Source organism: Ferrovibrio sp. (assembly GCF_017994015.1).
In the GTDB taxonomy this organism is placed as follows: domain Bacteria; phylum Pseudomonadota; class Alphaproteobacteria; order Ferrovibrionales; family Ferrovibrionaceae; genus Ferrovibrio.
The window spans coordinates 1-20,179 of sequence record NZ_JAGOLP010000057.1 but is presented as its reverse complement, the minus strand read 5'-3'; the positions used below and the strand labels follow the sequence as shown (position 1 = coordinate 20,179).

The following is a 20,179-nucleotide window of genomic DNA, read 5'->3' as shown; positions in this document are numbered from 1 at the left end:
GTCTATAGCATGGGCAAAGCCACCGGGATAGGGCTTTCGGCGCATTTCCGCGCCATTCGACGCCTTGTATCAAGCGCCTGATTTAGCGGGCTTTTTCGCCTTGGTCTGGTCGCAATGCAACATCGCCTGGCGCTCGGCGAGCCACTCGGCGGCATAGCCGCAATCTCGGAAATCGTCGTAGAACGGCCCGCCCGACGTGTAATGCAGGTTGCCCGGATCGCTGATCGGCGGATCGTAATCCACCAGATGGTTCCAGCGCGGCGGAATTTCCCCGATGCGGCCGTCATCACCGAGCCATTTGAACTGATGCAGCTCCAGGCCGCTGGCGCTGTTGACATAATCCGGTGTCAGCGCGGTGCAGGCGGCACAGTTGAACAGCATCACGCTGGACCAGTTTTTCTTTTCATACTTGGTCTGCACCCGTTCGAGGAATTTCACTTCCTCTTTCGGCACATGGTCATGCTTCACCACCTGCACCGCATAGGCCGGATCGCGCAACGCCCACAGCTTGGCGATATCGTCGCGGAACAGCATGTCGTCGTCGGTGAACAACGCCCAGCCCTGGAAATCGCACAGGCTGGGCACCAGGAAGCGCGAGAAGGAAAAATCGGTGGATTGCAACTCGTGGCGCGGCCGGGTGTAGAGGCCGCCAAGCTGGTTCAGCGCCAGGTAGCTGATCGAAACCGGCGCCGAGGCGCGGCTGACAATGCTATGCGCGGCCACCGAGGAGGCAACCGGCGCCGAGCGGCTATAGCCAAGAAAGACCCTGATCATGGCCACCATCCTGCCCTGGAAGTGCGACAAAATGGTTAAAAAATCCCGCTTCCCAAAACCGGCTTTCGGGCGGATGATGGCGGCAATAGCGGTATTAAAATACCGCAACCCATCTCCCTGGCTGCCTAACCTGGACTCCAATCATGCTGCCGAAACTGATTACCGTGCTACGCGACGGCTATACGCTGGCACATTTGCGCAAGGATGCGCTGAGCGGCCTGACCGTGGCCATTGTCGCCCTGCCGCTGGCCATGGCGATTGCCATCGCTAGCGGCACCACGCCAGACAAAGGGCTGATTACCGCCATCATCGCCGGCTTCCTGATCTCGGCCCTGGGCGGCAGCCGGCACCAGATCGGCGGCCCCACAGCGGCCTTTGTCATCGTGGTTTACGGCGTGATCCAGCAACATGGCTATGATGGCCTGTTGCTCGCCACACTGATGGCCGGGCTGCTGCTGCTGGTGGCCGGCCTGCTGCGGCTGGGCAGCCTGATCCGCTTCATTCCCAATCCGGTAATCACCGGCTTCACCGCCGGCATTGCCGTCACCATCCTCTCCACCCAGGTGAAGGATTTCTTCGGGCTGAAGCTGGAAACGGTGCCGGCCGAATTCATCGCCAAGCTGGCCGCCTATGCCGGCGCCGCCGGCAGTTTCCAGGCCATCACTCTGCTGATCGCGCTGCTGGCACTGGGCATCATCATCGCATTACGGCTGTGGCGCCCGGCCTGGCCCGGCTTCCTGATCGCCATTGGTATCGCCACTTTGCTGGTGCAGCTGCTGCATCTGCCGGTGGAAACCATCGCGGATCGTTTCGGCGCCATCCCGAACAGCCTGCCCGCCCCCAGTCTGCCGGCGATCTCGGCGGCGCGGCTGCTGGAATTACTGCCTTCGGCTGCCACCATCGCGCTGCTGGCCGGCATCGAAAGCCTGCTATCCTGCGTCATCGCCGATGCCATGACCGGGCGCAAACACCGCTCCAATATCGAACTGGTCAGCCAGGGTGTAGCCAATATCGCCTCGGCGCTGTTTGGCGGCCTGCCTGCCACCGGCGCGCTGGCGCGCACCGCCACCAATATCCGCGCCGGGGCGCATGGCCCGGTCTCCGGCATGCTGCATGCGGCTTTCCTGCTGGTCTTCATGCTGGCGCTGGCACCGCTGGCCGGGTTATTCCCGCTCGCCGCGCTGGCTGCCTTGCTGGTGGTGGTGGCCTGGAACATGAGCGAGATTCATCAGATCAAACGCACCGCCCAAGGCCCATGGCCGGATTTCCTGGTGCTGCTGCTCACCCTGGCGCTCACCATTCTGCTCGACCTGACCATCGCCATCGTGGTCGGCACGGCGCTCAGCTATGCGCTGAAACTATTGCCGCAGCCGCCGCAGCACCGGGCGTAAAGCCTCGGGCAGATCGTCGGCGATCAGGCCGGGGCCGCTTTCGGCCGCCGCCGCGCCATGCAGCCACACGGCAGCACAGGCGGCCTCGAAACTCGGCATCCCCTGGGCCAGCAGGCCGGCGCAGAAACCGGCCAGCACATCGCCGGCCCCGGCGGTGGCGAGATCGGGTGGCGCATTATCGTTGATCACGGCGGCACCATCCGGCGCGGCAATCACCGTATCCGGGCCTTTCAGGATCACCACTGCATTGCTGCGCGCCGCCGCCTGCCGGGCGCGGTGCAGCTTGTCGGGGTCATGCCGCAGATCGGGAAACAGGCGGGCAAATTCGCCGTCATGCGGCGTCAGGATCGCCGGCACATCCTGCATCGCGTCAAACAATTCCTGCGGCCGGAAGGCAAAGCTGGTCAAGGCATCGGCATCCAGCACCACGCCGCCCTGGCCGGCCGGGTGCTGCACGGCGAGAGCCGCCAGCACCGCCAGCCGCGTCTCGGCACCAACGCCATTGCCCGGCCCCAGCAGAAGGACATTGCGGCGCGGATCGGCCAGAGCCGCCAGCCAGCCCTCGCGGCCATCGGCTTCCACCCGCATCAGCGCATCCGGTGTTATCGCCTGGTGCATCAATGCATGCGGCAGCGCCAGGGTGCAGAGCCCGGCGCCGATGCGCAAGGCGGCCCGGCCAGCCAGCCGGGCGGCGCCAAGCTGCTGCCCGGCGCGGATCAGGGCATGGCCACGCGCGTATTTGTGGCCATCCAGGCGCGGTTGCGGCAGCAGGGTGCGCCACACGTCCGGTCCATTGCGCCACTGCCGGGGCTTGATGCTGTCCAGCACCTTGGCCGGAATGCCGATATCTGCCAAAGCCACGGCACCGCATAGCAGCCGGCCCGGCAGCAGCAGATGACCCGGCTTGAGGCGGAAAAAAGTGACTGTACGATCCGCCCGGATCGCCACCGCGCCATCATCGCCGAGCAGCCTGCCGCCCAGCACCTGGCCGCTATCGCCGGCCACGCCGCTGGGCAGGTCCACCGCCACAATGGGTTTGCCGCTGGCATTCGCCGCCCGCACCAGCGCCGCCGCAACGCCGCTTAATGGCCGCGCCAGCCCGGCGCCAAACAGTGCATCGATGACAACACTGGCCGCAGCGCAATCCGCTTCCGCCGGCGCCAGCACCGGGCCGGGCCAGCGCGCCGCCATTACGGCGGCATCGCCCTGCAAGGCAGCGCACTCACCCAGCAAAACCAGGCGCACCGGCCAGCCGGCCTCGGCCAGCAGCCGCGCCGCCACAAAACCGTCGCCGCCATTATTGCCCGGGCCGCATAGCACCAGCACCGGGCCATGCGGATAATTCAGGCGCACGGCATCGGCCACCGCCGCGCCGGCCCGCTCCATCAGATCAAGACTCGCCACACCGGCAGCAACGGCAAGGCGGTCGGCCTCGCCCATTTCCGCAACGGTGAGCAACACGCTCACAATACGGGCCGCCGCTTGTGCCAGTCGGTCACCGCCTGATAGGCGGCACCGGCCTGCAACACCAGATCATCGCGATGCATCGGACCAACAAACTGCAAGCCGACCGGTAGGCCCGCCGCGGTGAAACCGCATGGCACGCTCAGCGCCGGCTGCTGGCTCAGATTGAACGGATAGGTGAAGGGCGTCCAGGCGGTCCAGTACACATCGCCCATCGCCTTGGGCGCCACCCTTCCGGCCTCGAAGGCCGGCACGGCCAGGGTTGGCGTAACCAGGAAAGCGTAGGTTTCATGGAATTGCCGCATCGCCGTGCCAAGCCGGCCACGGGCATTGGCGGCATCCAGATATTCGCTCATGCCGATGGCGCGGCCACGGGCGTGGCTATCCTGCAAGCCGGGATCAAGCTGGGCAAAAGCCGCCGGCGAGAGCGCGCGCGTGGCATTGTAGGCGCCCATCCACCAATGCACATGGAAGATATCGGTGGGATCGCCAATCGGCGGATCTACCTCCTCGATGATGGCGCCCAGGCTTTCCAGCACCGCCACCGCCTCGCGCACCCGCGCCGCCACTTCCGGGTCCACCTTGGCATAACCCAGTGTTGGGCTATAGGCGATTTTCACGCCCTTCAGGCTGGCTGCCAGCCCGGCCGCATAATCCTTGTCTTCCCAGGGCAGGCCGAACCAGTCGCGCGCATCGGGCCGCGCCATCTCGCGCAGCATAAGCGCCGCGTCAAGCACATCGCGGGTCATCGGCCCAAGATGCGCCACGGTGCCAAACGGGCTGAGCGGATAGGCCGGCACGCGGCCGAAGCTGGGTTTCAACCCGGTGATGCCGGCAAAGCCTGCCGGAATTCGGATCGAACCACCGCCATCGGTGCCCACCGCCAGCGGGCCAAGCCCCGCCGCCACCTGGGCCGAGGCACCGCCCGAGGAGCCGCCCGGCGTGGTGGCCAGATTCCACGGGTTGCGCGTGATGCCGGTGAGTGGCGAGTCCGTCACGCCCTTCCAGCCGAATTCCGGTGTGGTGGTTTTGCCGATAATCACGCAGCCGGCTTCGCGCAAGCGCGCCGTCACCGGCGCATCATCCAGCCAGGGCTGCGCCGGATCAACGGTTTTGGAGCCGCGCAAGGTGGGCCAGCCGCGTGTCAGGATGATGTCCTTGATCGAGGCGGGGACGCCATCGATGGGTGAAAGCGGCTGGCCGGCGCGATAGCGTGCCTCGGCAGCGCGGGCATCGGCCAGCGCGCTGGCCTCGTCCACCAGATTATAGGCATTGACCTGCGGATTGACCCGGGCAATGCGGGCCAGCAAGGCCTGGGTCACTTCCACCGGCGACAGGCTGCCGGCGCGAAACGCCGCCGCCATCTCGGCCGCACTCATGAAACAGATATCATCACTCATCGAAGCCTCGTTATCATCGGCAGGCCGGGCTGCGGCCGCAGGGTGATTTTCGCCACCGGCACCACAACAGCGCCCGGAGCCAATTCAAAACGGAAACGCCGCGCCAGGGTGGCCAGGATCAGCACCGCTTCGGCCATGGCAAAGCCCATGCCGATGCAGATACGCGGCCCGGCGCCGAATGGCAGGAAAGTGAAGCGCGGCCTTGCCGCTGCTTTTTCGGGAGCAAAATTCTCCGGGTCGAACCGATCCGGCTCGGCCCAATAGCGCCGATGGCGATGCATCAGCCAGGGCGAAACGATCACTGCCGTGCCTTTGGCAATCTTTACGCCCATCACTTCGTCATCGGCCAATGCGATACGCGAGGTGCTATGCGCCGGTGGATACAGCCGCATCGCCTCTTCCACCACCATGCGGCAATAAACCAGCTTGTCGAGATCAGCCCAGACCGGATCGCGGCCAGACAACACCGCATCCAGTTCGGCCCAGAGTTTGGCCTGCACAGCGCCATCCTGGCTCAGCAGATACCAGGTCCAGGCCAAGGCGGTGGCGGTGGTTTCATGGCCGGCGAGGAAAAAGGTGGCCATATGGTCGCGCACTTCGCGATCGTCCATGCCCTTGGCCCCGGGCGCCGCTTCCGCGTCACTGGCGGCCAGCAGCAGACCCAGCAGGTCGTCGCCGGCCGGCGCACCTTTGGCGATCTGGCTGCGGCGGCGCTCAATCAGGCCGTTGATGATGGTGTCCATCTGGCTCAACGCGGCGCGGCCCTTGGCAGCGCCCGGGCGCGGAAACCAGCCCGGCAGGCCCAGCAGATCGGCGATGCCGGGCTTCACCGTGGCCTGGTAGGCATCCATCGCGGCGCCAACCTGAGATACATCGGAAGCCGGATCGGCGCCGAACATGCTGCGCGCGATGATATCCAGCGTCACATGCATCATCGCCTCGGCCATGTCGATCCGCTGGCCCGCCTGCAACGTTTCGGCCAGAGCGACTGTGCAGCCGGTCATCAGCGGACCGAAAGCCTGGATGCGGCGCGGCGCAAAAATCGGCGCCATCAGGCGGCGCTGACGTTTCCAGTCCAGCCCCTCACTGGTCAGCAGGCCATTGCCCAAGCCCGGCTCCAGAATGCGCTGGCCCAGCGGATCGCGCACGTAATTCGCCACATTATCCAGCATCACATGGCGGATCAGGTCGGGGTGATTGGCCAGCAGCACCCGGCGCATGAACATCTGGTAGAAGATGTAATCACGCTCATAGGCTTCATCGCTCCAGGCCGCGATGGCATTGTCGCGGATGGTGCGGATGATCTTCACCAGATTACGCGGCCCGCGCATCGGCGCCGGCCGCACCGGGATGAATTCGGCTTCGGCCACGGCCATTATGCGCCCCCTCAGCCGAACAGGGTGGTGGTCATGCCGCCATCCACCACCAGCAGATGGCCATTGACATAACCGCCAGCAGGCGCGGCCAGGAACAGCGCGGCGCCGGCCAGTTCGGCTGGCTGGCCCCAGCGGCCCAGCGGTGTGCGGCCATTGACGAAGGCGACAAATTCCGGCCGCGCCATCAATTCGGCATTCAGCTCGGTTTCAAAATAGCCCGGCGCGATGGCATTCACCGTCACGCCCTTGGGGCCGAGTTCGGCGGCCAAAGCCTTAGTCAGCCCGAGGATGCCATGTTTGGACGCGGTGTAGGCCGGGATCGTGGCGCGGCCAAGCACCGACAGGATCGAGCCGATATTGATAATACGGCCAAAACCCTGTTCGGCCATTTTCAGCCCGGCGGCCTGCGACAGCACAAAGGCGGCGGTGAGATTGGTGTTCAACACCTGCTGCCATTCCGCCAGCGTGTAATCCGCCAGTGGTTTGCGGATATTCATGCCGGCATTGTTGACCAGAATATCAAGCTGGCCCTGCTCGGCCTGGATCCGTGCAATGGCCGCCTGGGCCGCGTTGACATCCGCCACATCGAAGGCGGCGATGCTGGCCTGGATACCCTCGCCGCGTAAGGTCTCGGCACAGGCTTCCAGCGTTTCGGCATGGCGGCCATTCAGCACCACATGCGCGCCGGCCTGGCCGAACAGCCGGGCGATTTCCAGGCCAAAGCCCCGCGATGCCCCGGTGATCAGCGCCACGCGGCCATCAATCCGAAATGCCTGCACCTTATGCACTCCCTTTTATCATTCGTTGACAGATAGTTTAGCCATTGGCGCGCTTTACACCAGCGCCACGCCGCGCCTAGAATCTTATCGTAAGGTCAAGCAAGAAGAGAGGAAAAGCCCGTGTTGCGCAGTTATCAGGTCGCCGAATTCGCCAAGCCGCTGGTTGCCAGTGAAAGCCCGCTGCCGGAACCCACCGGGGCACAAGTGCTGGTGAAGATGGAGCGTTGCGGCGTGTGCCATAGCGACCTGCATATCTGGGATGGCTACTGGGATCTGGGCGGCGGCAAGAAGATTGTGGCGGCCAATAATGGCAGCCTGCTGCCGCTGACCATGGGGCATGAGATTGTCGGCACCGTGGTGGCCAAGGGGCCGGAAGCCAGCGGCGTGGAAATTGGCCAGCGCCGCCTGATTTTCCCGTGGATCGGCTGCGGCACCTGTGCGGTATGCCAGAGCGGCGCCGAGCATCTCTGCGCCGGCAAGGCCCAAGCCCTGGGCGTGTTTCTCAATGGCGGCTTTGCCAGCCATGTGCTGGTGCCGGCAGATCGTTATCTGGTGGATTACGGCAGCCTCAACACCGAACTGGCCTGCACCTATGCCTGTTCCGGCCTCACCGCCTATTCCGCCCTGAAGAAGATCGGCAAACTGCCTGATGGCCAGAGCCTGCTGATCGTCGGCGCTGGTGGCGTCGGCCTCAACGGCATCGCCATGGCCAAGGCGGTGACCGGCCAGGCCCCCATCGTGGTTGATCTCGACCCGGCCAAGCGCGAAGCGGCACTCAAGCTGGGTGCCAAGGATGCGATTGATCCGCGCGCCGAAGGCGCCGGCAAGGCTTTGGTGAAGGCTACCGGCGGCGTGGCCGGCGCGGTGGATTTCGCCGGCTCGCCGCAGAGCTTCGAATTCGCCTATGGCGCATTGCGCAAGGGCGGCCATCTGGTCAGTGTCGGCCTGCTCGGCGGCCAGACCACGATCTCACTGCCGCTGCTGGTGATGAAGGGCGTCAGCATTTCGGGTTCCTATGTCGGCAGCCTGGTGGAGCTGAAGGAACTGATTGCGCTGGCGCAGCAGCAGCACCTGCCGGCGCTGCCGATCGAAGTGCGGCCGCTGGATGCGGTGAATGGCGCGCTGGAGCAGCTCAAGGCCGGCGGCGTGGTTGGCCGCATCGTGCTGTCAAACTGATTAGTAATTAAAGAAACAGCGTCAGCACCCCGGTATAGCCATAGAGGCGGGCGGCGGCGATTTCGCCGCCGCAATACATGCACAGCACCGGCAGGCCGGGGAAAGCTGCCGCGATCCGCGCCAGTTCACCCGGCTCCTGCACAAACTGATCCTGGCTGCGCGCCATGCAGGAAAAATACACCGCGCCACGCGGCTCGGCATTGCCGCAGCGGCGTTTCAGATCGGCCAGCATACGATCCATGTCGCGGCCGGCACTTTCAGTGTCGCGGCGGCAGAAGAACAGGCCGTCGCCCTCCTCCACCAGCGCGCCGATGGCCAGCGCGCCGGCCTGCGGATCAATGCCCATGATGTTGCGCACCAGATAATCCGGCCGGTCCGAGCCGCCCACCGGCAACCCCACCATCAGGCCGGCGCCGAGCCGGCGCAAATCCTGCATCGAGCGGATGTTGAAGGCATCCTGCAAGGCCGCATAGGCCGGCTGGTGATCCAGTTCCAGGATCATGTTGCCATCCGCAGCCGTTATGCTGTGCAACGGCCCCACCTGGGTGCAGCCCTGGCTCAGGCCGGCAATGATCGGCTGGGCTTCGGAAAAGATCACGCCGGAGATGCCGTCTTCAACCAGCCCGCCGGCCCATTGCGGCTTGGCCTCGCGCGCCGCTGCCAGGCCGCCAACCAGATAGGCGCCGGAAGCCTCGCCGATATCCTGCAAAATCTCGGGCAAAGCCGGCACATGCGGATCAGCATGCAGAATGCCAAGCCAGCCTTGCGGAATCCGGTTGAGCTGCGAAAACAACGCCGCACTGCCTTCCGGCACAGAGCCGATCAGGCAGGCCACCGCCGGCTCATCAAAATATTCCCGCTCGCCGGCCGCAATCGAATGGCTCACCGCACCCAGCAGGTTGCTGATACCGGTGGCTTCCGAAATACGGCGCATCACCTGCGGCATCTGCCCGGCCAGCCGCTCGGTAACATAGACAAAGCCGATATTGGCGGTATCGCCCACCGGCATAGCCTGTAACAGGCTGCCATCCACTGCCATGCGCCAATCCGCCGCCATGGCAGCACCAAGGCGGAATTTGGAACCAAGGGCTTGCTGACTCATGGTGCCACTCCTGTTGACCGCCTGGAAGCATACACGATCCATTGCGGCTTGCGCAGTCTTGACGCAAAAGTGTGATTGCTGTCGGATATTGTGACAAATACTGTCGGAGCCACCATGCTGCGCGCGCTGATCCTCATGCTGACTGTTTCGCTGTTGCCGCTGGCAGCACAGGCCACAGATCCGGCTTCACCGGTGGGCCGCTGGCGCACGATTGATGACGACACCAAAAGCGAGCGTTCAATTGTTGAAGTAACCAAGGTGGGCGATGAATTGCAGGGCCGTGTGTTGCGCATCTTCTATCGCCCGGATGAAAAGCCCGATCCGGTCTGCGACTTATGCGAAGGTGCGCGCAAGGATCAGCCGGTGATCGGCATGACCTTTCTGTGGGGCCTGAAGCCGGATGGCGGCAATGACTGGGCCGGCGGCGCCATCCTCGATCCCAAGAATGGCAAGATCTACAATGCCAAACTCAGCCTGACTGAAGCCGGCAGCCAATTGCGTGTGCGCGGGTATATCGGCACGCCGCTATTGGGCCGCACACAAACCTGGCATCGGGAAAAGGAATAGGCTTCAGCGCACCAGCTTGCGCCGTGCAGCCAGGATGCGCCACAGCGTACCGAGAAACTGCTCGATCTGGATCGGCTTGGTCAGGTAATCGTCAAAACCCGCAGCACTACCGCGCTCCTTGGAGCGGATATCGGCATCGGCGGTGAGCGCCACCACCGGCATGTCGCGCAAGCGGGCATCGTCGCGCAACCGTTGCAGCACTTCAAAACCGTTGATATCCGGCAGGTGAATATCCAGCAGCACAAGATCAGGCTGCTCGGCCTGCGCCACCGCGATGCCGCTGGTGCCATTCTGCGCCGTCAGCAGCATGGCATTGGGCACCGCCGCCAGCACACGGCTGATCAGCATGATGTTGGCGGCATTATCCTCAATATACAGAATCTTGGCGCTTGGCACATCGGCATAAAGCTGCGGTTCAACCATCGCAGGCGCCTCGGCCACTTGTGGCGCATCTGTGCGGGCGAAACGCACCCAGAAGCGGCTACCCTGTTCGGGCTGGCTGCTGAAGCCGATTTCTCCCTGCATCAATTCGGCCAGCCGCTTCGCCGTCACCAGGCCGATGCCGGTGCCTTCGATATTGCTGCCCTCGCGGCCCAGGCGATTGAAGGCTTCAAACACCTTTCCCTGCTGCTCAAGCGGAATGCCATAGCCATTGTCGGCAACATAGAATTCCAGCCGGTCGTCCCCGGTCGCCACACAGCCAACCTCGATCTGGCCACCAGGGCGATTGTATTTCGCCGCATTGGACAGGAAATTCACCATGATCTGGTTGAAGCGGGTCAGATCAACCAGCACATGCGCAGCCTGATCCAGCGGCTTGACTAAGACGCTCTGGCCCCGCTTGGCAGCCAGCGGCTTGGCAAAGTCTTCCAGATCTTCCACCAGCATATCGGCCTGGCAGCTCTCCATCGACAATGTGATACGCCCGGCTTCGATCTTGGCCAGATCAAGCACCTGCTCGATCAGCGACAACAATTGCCGGCCGCTGGCCTCGATATAGCCGATATATTCCTGCTGGGTTCCGGTCAGGCGGTCTTTGGTGCCCATGGCGAGCAATTGCGCAAAGCCAAGCACCGCGTTCAGCGGCGTGCGCAATTCATGGCTCATACTGGCCAGGAAGGCGGATTTCGCCTGATTGGCGGCTTCGGCCTGTTCGCGTGCCTGGCGCAGCAATTCCTCGGCCTGGCGTTGCTCGGTGATATCCAGCACCACGCAATCCCAGATCAGCGAACCATCCGGCGCCAGGCTGGGGCGCACATAATTGCGCAGCCACTTCTCGCTGCCGCCGGCAGGGTTGAGCCGCGTATCGAGCATGAATGGCAGCATATCCTGCCGGCTGCGCTCCACGGCGGCCATGTGGCGCGCAAATTCGTCACGATCCGCCAGCTTGGCCAACAGCATCGGATCGCGCTGGATCGCCACAGGCTCAAGCCCCAGCAGATTGCGCGTGCCGGCGCTGACAAAAGGATAATGCACACTGCCATCCGGGCGTTGCACGCGGCGATAGAGCGCACCAGGGAAGTTCCCGGACAAGCCGGCGAGATGCCGCTCCAGCTCGCGTCGCCGCGCCAGCAGCAGGATGCTACCGCCGAGGATGCCGGTGCCGATGCCGACCTGCAAGGCGAAGCCAATCGCACTATCTTCCAGCAATTTGAGCGCCAGCGGCCGATCAATCAGCATCAGGAACAGATAGCTGGTGGTGGCGCCCAGCCCGGTAAGCGGCGCCAGCAGCGCCAGATGCCGGAAACTTGGCCGCACCAGGCCGTCACCGTCCTTGGCCCAGCGCCAGACGGCAAGCCCGAGCAGCGCCACAACAAAAACCGAACCAACTCCACCCAGCGCACCCGCACCGCCAAGCCAGAGCCGATAGGCACCGGCCGCCGTGGCCGCAGCGAAAGCCGCCACTGGTCCACCCAGCAGCGCCCCCAGCCCCACCGCCACATGGCGTGCATCCCAGAAAATACCGGCAATCTGTGCTGCCGGCATCAACATGCTGATGATTGCCGCTAGGCCGAAGCTGATGCCAACCGCGAGAGCATAAGCCTGCCGGTGTTGCACCAGACGTGTGCCGGACAGCCAGTCATGAAACAGCGCCAACGCCAGAAACAGCAACAGGTTTCCGGCGAAGCTGCTGATACTGTCGGTTGGCAGCCAGTCCATGATTGAAATTATAATGATAAAATAGGACCGCTTGCAAACGGCACTTGGCTCCGCTTAGGCTCGCAACATGGAGCAGGCGCGAGGCATTGCCGAGCCGGAAACGGCTGAAGCGGAATACAAGGCCGGACGCTGGCCGGAACGTTGGCAGCGCGGACAAGTCTGGCTGCGCAACGCATTGCCCACGCTGGTGATTTCGGTGGCGCTGGCGGCCAGTTTCTACGGCCATGCCTTGCTGCGCGACCGCGCCGCCGATCAGACCACAGCACAATTGCGCCTCGACAGCGCCCGTCTGGCCGATGAAATGCAGAGCCGTATTGCCCGGGTGGAGTATTTCCTCACCGCCACCAATGCCTTCTACGCGGCATCGCAGACTGTGACGTCGGCTGAGTTTTCCGGCTTCACCGGCCTGATCCATGCCGGGGCGAATATTCGTGGTGTGGATTATCTGGCCTATGTGGCGGCGACCGATACAGCAGCTGGCCTGTACACGCCAATGCACGGCCTGATTTTCAACCCGCGCCGCCTGGCCGATATCGTATCGCCGCCGCAACAGCCAGCCTGGCGCAGCACCATAGAACAAGCCGCTGCACAACGTCGCCTGGCGATTTCACCGGTGCTGGCGCTCAGCGATACGACCGGACAGACCAGTGATACCGGCCTGATCGTGGCAAGCCCGGTGGTGCATGAGGGAGCGGGCGTTATCTCGGGTTATCTGGTGTTGCTGCTTGATCTGGGGCCTTTGCTGGCCGAACCACACGCCACATTGCGCGATCATATCGGCCTGCGCCTGCTGAATGGGCCGGAGGCGGAGGCAGCTCTCGTGTTGCACCGCAATGAAAAATTGCCCGCTGCGCCGGGCCTTGGCGAAACCACCACGATCTCGCTGTTCGGCACGCCCTGGCGGCTGGAAACCTGGGGCCTGGACAAGGCCCTGAGCAGCGATGCAAGACTGGCCAATATTGTGCTCAGCATCGGCATCGCGGTCAGCCTGCTGCTGTTCTTCGCGTCGCTAGGGCAAAAATATGCCCGCATCGCCGCCGACCGCGCCCAGCGCCAATTGCTGGATGCGCTGGAAAGTATCAATGATGCCTTTGCAGTTTACGACCGTGAAGGCCGCCTGGTGGTGTGGAACAGCAAATATGCTGAAAGCTACCCCAAAAGCGGCCGGCTGATTCGCAAGCACATGCCCTTTGATACCCTACAGCGCGCCGCAATCCGGCTCGGCGATTATCCGGATCGCAACAACCGGGAAAACGGCCGCATTCTGCAGCACCAGCGCGGCCAACAGCAAAGCGAAGAACGCCTGTCGGATGGCCGCTGGCTGCGGATCAGCGAATATCGCACCTCGGAAGGCGGCATCGCCGTGCTGCGCAGTGATATCACCGACAGCAAGCGACATGAGGCCCTGCTCACCTCGCAGCTTGGCATCCTGGAGCGGATAACACGCGGTGGCCGGCTGGATGAACTGCTCGGCGAGACCATCTGCTGGCTGGAAAACAACATCGCCGACTCAAAAGTGTCGCTGCACCGGCTCGACAATGAAGGCCGCCGCTTCGCCGCCACGCTTTCAAGCAGCCTGCCCACCGCTTACACGGACCAGTTGAACGGCCTGGAGATCGGCGCCGGCGTCGGCTCCTGCGGCACCTCGGCCGCAACCCGGCTTCCGGTGATCAGCGCCGATATCGCCAGCGATCCGAACTGGGTCAACCATCGCTACCTCGTGTTGCCGTTCAACCTGCGCGCCTGCTGGTCAACGCCGATCATCGGCGAGAACGGCCATGTCTTCGGCACGCTGGCGGTTTATTCCGAACGGCCGCGCGAGCCGAGTGCGACGGAGCGGCAAATTCTTGGCATTGCCGCCAATCTGGCCCGGCTGGCGCTGGAACGCGAAGCCTATCTCGGGCGTCTCACCAGCCTGGCGAAGATGGATGCGGTGGATCGCCTCTCTGGCGGCGTGGCGCATGATTTCAACAATCTGTTGCAGGTGATCGAACAATCCACCGCCTTGCTGCGCGACATGCTGGCGAATGACCGTCAGCGCCTGCTGGCCGACCTGACGCTGGAAGCAGCGCGCAAGGGCGCGGCGCTGACCCAGCGCCTGCTGCTTTTCGCACGCGGCCAACCCTTGCAGCTAGGCGGTTTCGACCTGACTGCCGCGATCCACGAGCTTGAACCTCTGCTGCGTCAGGCCTGCGGCAAGGGCGTGACACTGGAATGCCAGGTCGCCGAGGATCTGCCCAGTGTCAATACCGACCGCATCCAGCTTGAAACTGCCCTGCTCAACCTGGCAATCAATGCCCGCGATGCCATGCCGGAAGGCGGCAAGCTGACGATTACTGCAAAACGGCAGGATATTGCCGAAGCCGATGCGCTCTTGGGGCTGGCTCCCGGCCAGTATGCCTGTATCAGCCTCAGCGATACCGGCACCGGCATGGATAACGAAACCCTGCGTAATGCCATCGTACCCTATTTCACCACCAAACCAGTGGGCAGCGGCAGCGGCCTGGGCTTAAGCATGGTGTATGGTTTTGCGCGCGAAACCGGCGGTGCACTGCACTTGCAGAGCCAGCCCGGTGTCGGCACCGTGGTGACACTGTATCTGCCGCTCGGCAAGGCCTGAATTTATCCCGGGCGCGGCCGGGCCAGCACCTGCTGCAAGGTGGCAAGCAGGGTTTCACTGCCAAATGGCTTGGCCAGCGCGGCATCGGCACCAAAAGCCTCGGCAAATTGCAGGAAATCCTGGTTGCCACGGCGCCCACCGCCCGACATGGCGATGATGTGCAAGGCCGGCGCCAGGACCCGCACGGCACGGATCAATTCCAACCCATCCATATCCGGCATCAGAATATCAGTGATCATGGCATCAAAGGCAGCATCCTGCTGCAACCACTCCAGAGCCGCGCGGCCATCATTGCAAACCACCACGTCGTGGCCCTGGTTTTCCAGGGTCATGAGCAGCGTTGTGCTGACAAGTTGGTCATCATCGACCAACAAAATGCGCGGCACCGGCTTCCCCCCACGGCTTGTTCAATGCCGTGAGAAAACTATACCAGCCCTGCCGCTGCGGCAATCAGCCATAGCGGATCGACAGCACTTCCAGGCTGTCGCGCCCGGTTGGGGTGCGCATTTCCACCACATCACCCACTCGCGCCTTCAGCAAGGCGCGCGCCACAGGCGAGATCCAACTGATCTCACCCAGTTCCAGCCGAGCTTCGTCCACGCCAACAATGCGGATGGTACGTTCCACATCCTGGCTGTCGACATAGGTGACGGTGGCGCCGAAAAACACCTGCGCACGATTTTTCTGCAAGGCGGGGTCAACCGGCTCGGCAATTTCCAGCCGCTTGAGCAGAAAGCGAATGCGACGATCAATCTCACGCAACCGGCGCTTGCCATAGATGTAATCGCCATTTTCGGAGCGGTCGCCATTACCCGCCGCCCAGGAAACGATCTCAACCACTTTGGGGCGTTCCACGGAACGTAACTGGCGCAACTCGGCGCGCAGCCGCTCCAGGCCTTCAAGGGTAATGTAATTTTTGGCGCCAACCGGCAAGGCGGGGCCGGCTTCGGCCTCGTCATCCTCGTCCGGGCCGTCGCCATCTGATTCTTTGGTGAATGCTTTGCTCATTGCTCCTGGCCCAAATGGTATTCTGGTCGAATGTAGACCCGACAGGCTTGGCGGCGCGAGCCATTGCCAAAGCCTTTTCCACAACACGCGGATCGTGGATCATGCTTTGGGAAAAATGGAGGATAGCATGCAAACAGGCGCCCAACCCGCCGCAGCCCTGGATTTTTCCGGCAAGAGCGTGCTGGTCACCGGCGGTTCGGATGGCATCGGCTATGGTGTGGCGCGCGCCTTTCTGGCTGCCGGCGCCAGCGTGAGCATCACCGGCACGCGCGAGGCCGGCGCCTATGAGCAGGATTTCAGCGGCATGAACTTCATCCGCCTGGATGTGAGCGATGCCGCCTCGGTGGCCGCCCTGGCCGGGCAGTTTACTGCGCTGGATGTGCTGGTGAATTGTGTTGGCACCGTGCTGTATAAGGGCCAGGAATTTGAGCGCGCCGGCTTTGCCCGCGTGCTGGAGATCAACCTGACCGGGGTGATGGATCTGTGCGCGCAGTTGCAGCCGGCATTGGCTGCGCGGCGCGGCGCCATCATCAACCTGGATTCGGTGGTGGCCGAGCAGGCGGCGCGCAACAACCCGGCCTATTCCGCCAGCAAGATCGGCCTGAAACATCTGAACAAAGTGCTGGCGATCAAATGGGGCCGCCAGGGCATCCGGGTGAATGGCATCGGCCCCGGCTTTGTACCCACCAAGCTGACCGCCAACCAGGCCGGCAACCATGATGCGGTGGCTGCCCGCCTGCCGCTGGGCCGCATCGGCACGCCCGAGGATATTGCCGGCGTGGCGCTGTTCCTGGCCTCGCCGCTGGCCGGCTATGTCACCGGGCAATCCCTGCTGGTGGATGGCGGGCTGACATTGCTGGGCGCGCTGTAGAGTTGCAAATTCGCCTTTTGTTCTGTACACTTGGCGGCAGTTTTTTCAATTTCGCCGCAAGCGCGAACGAAGTGCGACAAATCAGCGGGAATGTCTGCGAAGCGTGGCGAAGCATCGGGAAGCTTTGCGAAGCGCTGTGAATACCAGGGTAGCAGAATGCAGCTTAAGCCAGCCGCCCCGCCCACTCCATCCTGCAGCCTGGCGGTTTTGCCACTCAGCTGTTTCCCACCCGGTCGCGGCTTTCGCAGCGGGCCGGCCCTGCCCTACACTTGCCGGCACGAGGGAGGATTTCATGGCCAATATGCAGCGGCGCGCCGATGATATCGAGGATGCCGGCGAATTCGATTATGTGATTGTAGGCGGCGGCACGGCGGGTTCGCTGCTGGCCAACCGGCTCTCTGCCGATCCGAAAAACCGCGTGCTGCTGCTGGAAGCCGGCGGCAAGGATGACTGGATCTGGTTCCATATCCCGATCGGCTATCTGTTTGCCATCGGCAATCCGCGCTCGGACTGGTGTTTCAAGACCGAACCGGTGCCGGGCCTGAATGGCCGCAGCATCGGCTATGCCCGCGGCAAGGTGCTGGGCGGCTGCACCGCGATCAACGCCATGGTCTACATGCGCGGCCAGGCCGCCGATTATGATGGCTGGCGGCAATTGGGCCTGACCGGCTGGGGTTGGGAGGATGTGCTGCCGTATTTCCTCAAGCATGAGGATCATTGGTCGGATGGCGCAGCCCCCTTGCACAAATCCGGTGGCGAATGGCGGGTTGAGCAGCCGCGCGTGACCTGGGACATCCTGGATGCGGTGGGCCGCGCCGGTGCCGAAATCGGCATTCCGCCGGTGGATGATTTTAATCGCGGCGACAATGAAGGCGCTGGCTATTTCCAGGTCAACCAGCGCAAGGGGCGGCGCTGGTCGGCGGCCACCGGCTTCCTCAAGCCGGTGCTCAACCGGCCCAATCTGGACGTGCGCATCCAGGCCCATGCCGAGCGGATCGAATTGCAGGGCAAACGCGCCAGCGCGGTGATCTATCGCCAGAATGGCCGGCGCCTGCGGGTGCGCGCGGCGGGCGAGATCCTGCTCACCGCCGGCGCCATCGCCTCGCCGCAATTGTTGCAGCTTTCCGGCATCGGCCCCGGCGCGCTGTTACAGCAGCATGGCATCAATGTGCGCCATGAAGCGCCCGGAGTAGGCGAGAATTTGCAGGACCATCTGCAAATCCGCCTGATCTACAAAGTGAAAAACGTGGTGACGATCAACGAACTGGATCAGTCATTGCTGGCCAAGGCCAAGATTGCATTGGATTACGCGCTGTTCCGGCGCGGCGCGCTGACCATGGCGCCATCGCAATTCGGCATGTTCACCCGCTCCAGCCCGGAACATGCCACCGCCAATGTGGAATTCCACATCCAGCCGCTCTCGCTGGATAAATTCGGCGATCCCTTGCACAAATTCCCCGCCTTCACCGCCAGCATCTGCAATCTGCGCCCCACTTCGCGCGGCCATGTGCGCATCACCAGCAGCGATGCCGCCCAGGCGCCGGCGATCCAGCCGAATTACCTCGCCACGCCGGAAGACCGCCGCGTGGCGGTGGATAGCCTGAAGCTGACCCGGCGGCTGGCCCAGGCCCCGGCCCTGGCACCTTACCAGCCCGAGGAATATCTGCCCGGGCCGCAGGTGCAGAGCGAGGAACAGATGTTCAAGGCGGCCGGCGATCTGGGCGCCACCATCTTCCATCCGGTCGGCACCGCCAAGATGGGGCCGGAACATGATGCCATGGCGGTGCTGGACGGCGATTTGCGGGTGCGCGGCATCCAGGCCTTGCGCGTGGTGGATGCCTCGGCCATGCCGCTGATCACCTCAGGCAACACCGCCTCGCCCACTCTGATGATCGCCGAGAAAGCCGCGGAAAGTATCCTGCGCGATGCGCGGGGGCGGTAGCTTAACATGCGTCACCCCCGGACTTGCCCCACGGCTGTCCGGTTTAATTTTTGTCGGAGCGTCGAAAGAAGCGGCATTGCTGAGGTTTTGGAACTTGGTGCCTTGAGAAGACACGAAATCAGCGCTGCTGGAATATCGCGGCGCTAAATCCATCCCCCTCTCCATCGTCATGCCCGGGCTTGACCCGGGCATCATATTTTCCCCGGAATTCAGCCATATTTTTTCAAAAACGGGATGCTCGCCTTCGCGGGCATGACGACTTTCTGGGGGGCGCAAAAAAGCGGCATCAGATTAAACCGGACACCAGTGGGCTGGACCCGGGGGTCTAATCGGGATTGGCGAAGCGGCAAAAACAAGACCGCCGGGTCAAGCCCGGCGGTGACGATCAAAGCGATTGGATACTGTATCAGCGCAGGCCGGCTGCCCGCACCACGCCTTCGGTGATCAGGCGCGAGGCTTCCTCGGGCCCGACCCAGCGCGTGTCCTTGACGAACTTGCCCTTCTCCAAATCCTTGTAATGGCTGAAGAAATGCTCGATCTGCGCCAGCAGGCTGGGCGGCAGGTCTTCGTAGGATTTCACGTTGGTGTAGAACGGGTGCAGCTTGTCCACCGGCACGGCGATGATCTTCTCGTCGCCGCCGGCCTCGTCTTCCATCATCAGCGCGCCGACCGGGCGCGAGCGGATCACCGAGCCGGCCACCACCGGAATCTGGCTCACCACCAGGATGTCGCAGGGGTCGCCGTCACCCGACAGGGTGTGCGGGATAAAGCCGTAATTCGCCGGGTAGAACATGGCGGTATGGATGAAGCGGTCAACAAACAGGGCGCCGGAATCCTTGTCCAGCTCATACTTCACCGGCACGCCGCCCGCCGGAATCTCGATCACGGCGTTGACATCATAGGGCGGGTTCTTACCCACGGGAATACGGGCGATATCCATGGCTGGCTCCTGGGGAACTTCTGGGTGACGCAAGGGAGTGCTGCACTGCGGCGTGTATTTACTGCGGCGCAACATGGGCCGCAACGCTCCGGCGCGGCAAATCGTGCATTTCCCTTGGGTTGCCGGCCGCTTGCGCCTACCCTGGAACGATAGAGGGAATCGCCATGAACCGCACGCGGAATGTCAAAATCGTTGCCACGCTCGGCCCGGCCTCGTCGCGGCCGGACCAGATTCGCGCTCTGGTGGCAGCCGGGGCGGATGTGTTCCGGCTTAATTTCAGCCATGGCAGCCATGACGACCACCGGGCGCGGATTCAGGCAGTGCGGGCGCTGGAGCGTGAACTCGGCCGGCCGATTGGCCTGCTGGCCGACCTGCAAGGGCCAAAACTGCGTATCGGCAGTTTTGCCGATGGCGCGGTGGAATTGGTGGCCGGACAGCGTTTCCGGCTGGATGGTGATGCCACACCCGGCAACGCGAGCCGCGTTGCCCTGCCGCATCCGGAAGTGATGGCGGCCCTGCGCCCCGGCACCGAGTTGCTGCTGGATGACGGCAAGTTGCGGTTGCGGATTGCCAGCCATGGCCCAGGCTGGGCCGAGGCCGAGGTGGTGG

Annotated in this window: 17 protein-coding genes; 7 read left to right on the top strand and 10 right to left on the bottom strand. The window is 63.5% G+C overall.

Features of this window, described 5'->3' with window-relative positions:
- Window positions 1-69: 69 nt before the first annotated feature.
- Window positions 70-774, bottom strand: a complete 705-nt coding sequence (locus tag KBB36_RS17690) for a hypothetical protein (protein ID WP_290984002.1) — start codon at window positions 772-774, stop codon at window positions 70-72.
- A gap of 143 nt (window positions 775-917) precedes the next feature.
- Between KBB36_RS17690 and KBB36_RS17685 the strand changes: the two genes are divergently transcribed.
- Window positions 918-2,165: a SulP family inorganic anion transporter gene (locus KBB36_RS17685; RefSeq protein WP_290983999.1), complete on the top strand. Its 1,248-nt coding sequence runs from the start codon at window positions 918-920 to the stop codon at window positions 2,163-2,165.
- Here the strand turns inward: KBB36_RS17685 and KBB36_RS17680 are convergent.
- From KBB36_RS17680 to KBB36_RS17665, 4 genes are read right to left on the bottom strand one after another with little or no spacing between them, the layout of a single operon-like run.
- On the bottom strand, window positions 2,133-3,605 hold the full coding sequence (locus KBB36_RS17680; protein WP_290984005.1) for an NAD(P)H-hydrate dehydratase: 1,473 nt from the start codon (window positions 3,603-3,605) through the stop codon (window positions 2,133-2,135). The genes KBB36_RS17685 and KBB36_RS17680 overlap by 33 nt on opposite strands.
- Before the next feature lie 23 nt (window positions 3,606-3,628).
- The gene (locus KBB36_RS17675; RefSeq protein ID WP_290983996.1) at window positions 3,629-5,029 is read right to left on the bottom strand and encodes an amidase; all 1,401 of its coding nucleotides are present in this window, start codon (window positions 5,027-5,029) and stop codon (window positions 3,629-3,631) included.
- Window positions 5,026-6,405: a cytochrome P450 gene (locus KBB36_RS17670; protein WP_290983993.1), complete on the bottom strand. Its 1,380-nt coding sequence runs from the start codon at window positions 6,403-6,405 to the stop codon at window positions 5,026-5,028. Before KBB36_RS17670 ends, KBB36_RS17675 begins: the two co-directional genes overlap by 4 nt.
- An 11-nt stretch (window positions 6,406-6,416) precedes the next feature.
- On the bottom strand, window positions 6,417-7,184 hold the full coding sequence (locus tag KBB36_RS17665; RefSeq protein WP_290983990.1) for an SDR family oxidoreductase: 768 nt from the start codon (window positions 7,182-7,184) through the stop codon (window positions 6,417-6,419).
- Between the two features lie 120 nt (window positions 7,185-7,304).
- Between KBB36_RS17665 and KBB36_RS17660 the strand changes: the two genes are divergently transcribed.
- Complete coding sequence (locus tag KBB36_RS17660) at window positions 7,305-8,360, top strand: alcohol dehydrogenase (protein ID WP_290983987.1); 1,056 nt, start codon at window positions 7,305-7,307, stop codon at window positions 8,358-8,360.
- Window positions 8,361-8,367: 7 nt separating this feature from the next.
- Here the strand turns inward: KBB36_RS17660 and KBB36_RS17655 are convergent, their stop codons facing one another.
- Window positions 8,368-9,462, bottom strand: coding sequence for an FIST C-terminal domain-containing protein (locus tag KBB36_RS17655; RefSeq protein WP_290983984.1), 1,095 nt, complete (start codon window positions 9,460-9,462; stop codon window positions 8,368-8,370).
- Window positions 9,463-9,576: 114 nt separating this feature from the next.
- Here KBB36_RS17655 and KBB36_RS17650 point away from each other — a divergent pair, with 114 nt between their 5' ends.
- A complete protein-coding gene (locus tag KBB36_RS17650) occupies window positions 9,577-10,029 on the top strand; it encodes a DUF2147 domain-containing protein (RefSeq protein ID WP_290983981.1) in 453 nt (150 codons plus the stop codon).
- Window positions 10,030-10,032: 3 nt separating this feature from the next.
- Here KBB36_RS17650 and KBB36_RS17645 read toward each other — a convergent pair whose 3' ends face one another.
- Window positions 10,033-12,189 (bottom strand): ATP-binding protein, encoded by a 2,157-nt coding sequence (locus KBB36_RS17645; RefSeq protein WP_290983978.1) that lies wholly within the window; start codon window positions 12,187-12,189, stop codon window positions 10,033-10,035.
- Window positions 12,190-12,256: 67 nt separating this feature from the next.
- On the opposite strand from KBB36_RS17645, the gene KBB36_RS17640 reads away from it, so the two are divergent.
- Window positions 12,257-14,809, top strand: coding sequence for an ATP-binding protein (locus tag KBB36_RS17640; RefSeq protein WP_290983975.1), 2,553 nt, complete (start codon window positions 12,257-12,259; stop codon window positions 14,807-14,809).
- A gap of 2 nt (window positions 14,810-14,811) precedes the next feature.
- On the opposite strand, the gene KBB36_RS17635 is transcribed toward KBB36_RS17640, so the two are convergent.
- Both KBB36_RS17635 and greB read right to left on the bottom strand, forming a co-directional pair.
- Complete coding sequence (locus KBB36_RS17635; protein WP_290983972.1) at window positions 14,812-15,195, bottom strand: response regulator; 384 nt, start codon at window positions 15,193-15,195, stop codon at window positions 14,812-14,814.
- Between the two features lie 64 nt (window positions 15,196-15,259).
- The gene (gene greB / locus KBB36_RS17630; protein ID WP_290983970.1) at window positions 15,260-15,817 is read right to left on the bottom strand and encodes a transcription elongation factor GreB; all 558 of its coding nucleotides are present in this window, start codon (window positions 15,815-15,817) and stop codon (window positions 15,260-15,262) included.
- Window positions 15,818-15,944: 127 nt separating this feature from the next.
- Between greB and KBB36_RS17625 the strand changes: the two genes are divergently transcribed.
- Both KBB36_RS17625 and KBB36_RS17620 read left to right on the top strand, forming a co-directional pair.
- A complete protein-coding gene (locus KBB36_RS17625) occupies window positions 15,945-16,688 on the top strand; it encodes an SDR family NAD(P)-dependent oxidoreductase (protein ID WP_290983967.1) in 744 nt (247 codons plus the stop codon).
- Between the two features lie 292 nt (window positions 16,689-16,980).
- Window positions 16,981-18,630 carry a GMC family oxidoreductase N-terminal domain-containing protein gene (locus tag KBB36_RS17620; protein ID WP_290983964.1) on the top strand — a complete coding sequence of 550 codons (1,650 nt, stop codon included), beginning with the start codon at window positions 16,981-16,983 and terminating at the stop codon, window positions 18,628-18,630.
- A gap of 406 nt (window positions 18,631-19,036) precedes the next feature.
- On the opposite strand, the gene ppa is transcribed toward KBB36_RS17620, so the two are convergent.
- Window positions 19,037-19,570: an inorganic diphosphatase gene (ppa, locus tag KBB36_RS17615; protein ID WP_290983961.1), complete on the bottom strand. Its 534-nt coding sequence runs from the start codon at window positions 19,568-19,570 to the stop codon at window positions 19,037-19,039.
- Between the two features lie 164 nt (window positions 19,571-19,734).
- On the opposite strand from ppa, the gene KBB36_RS17610 reads away from it, so the two are divergent.
- Window positions 19,735-20,179 (top strand): pyruvate kinase (locus KBB36_RS17610; RefSeq protein WP_290983958.1); only part of this gene is annotated, 445 nt, incomplete at its 3' end.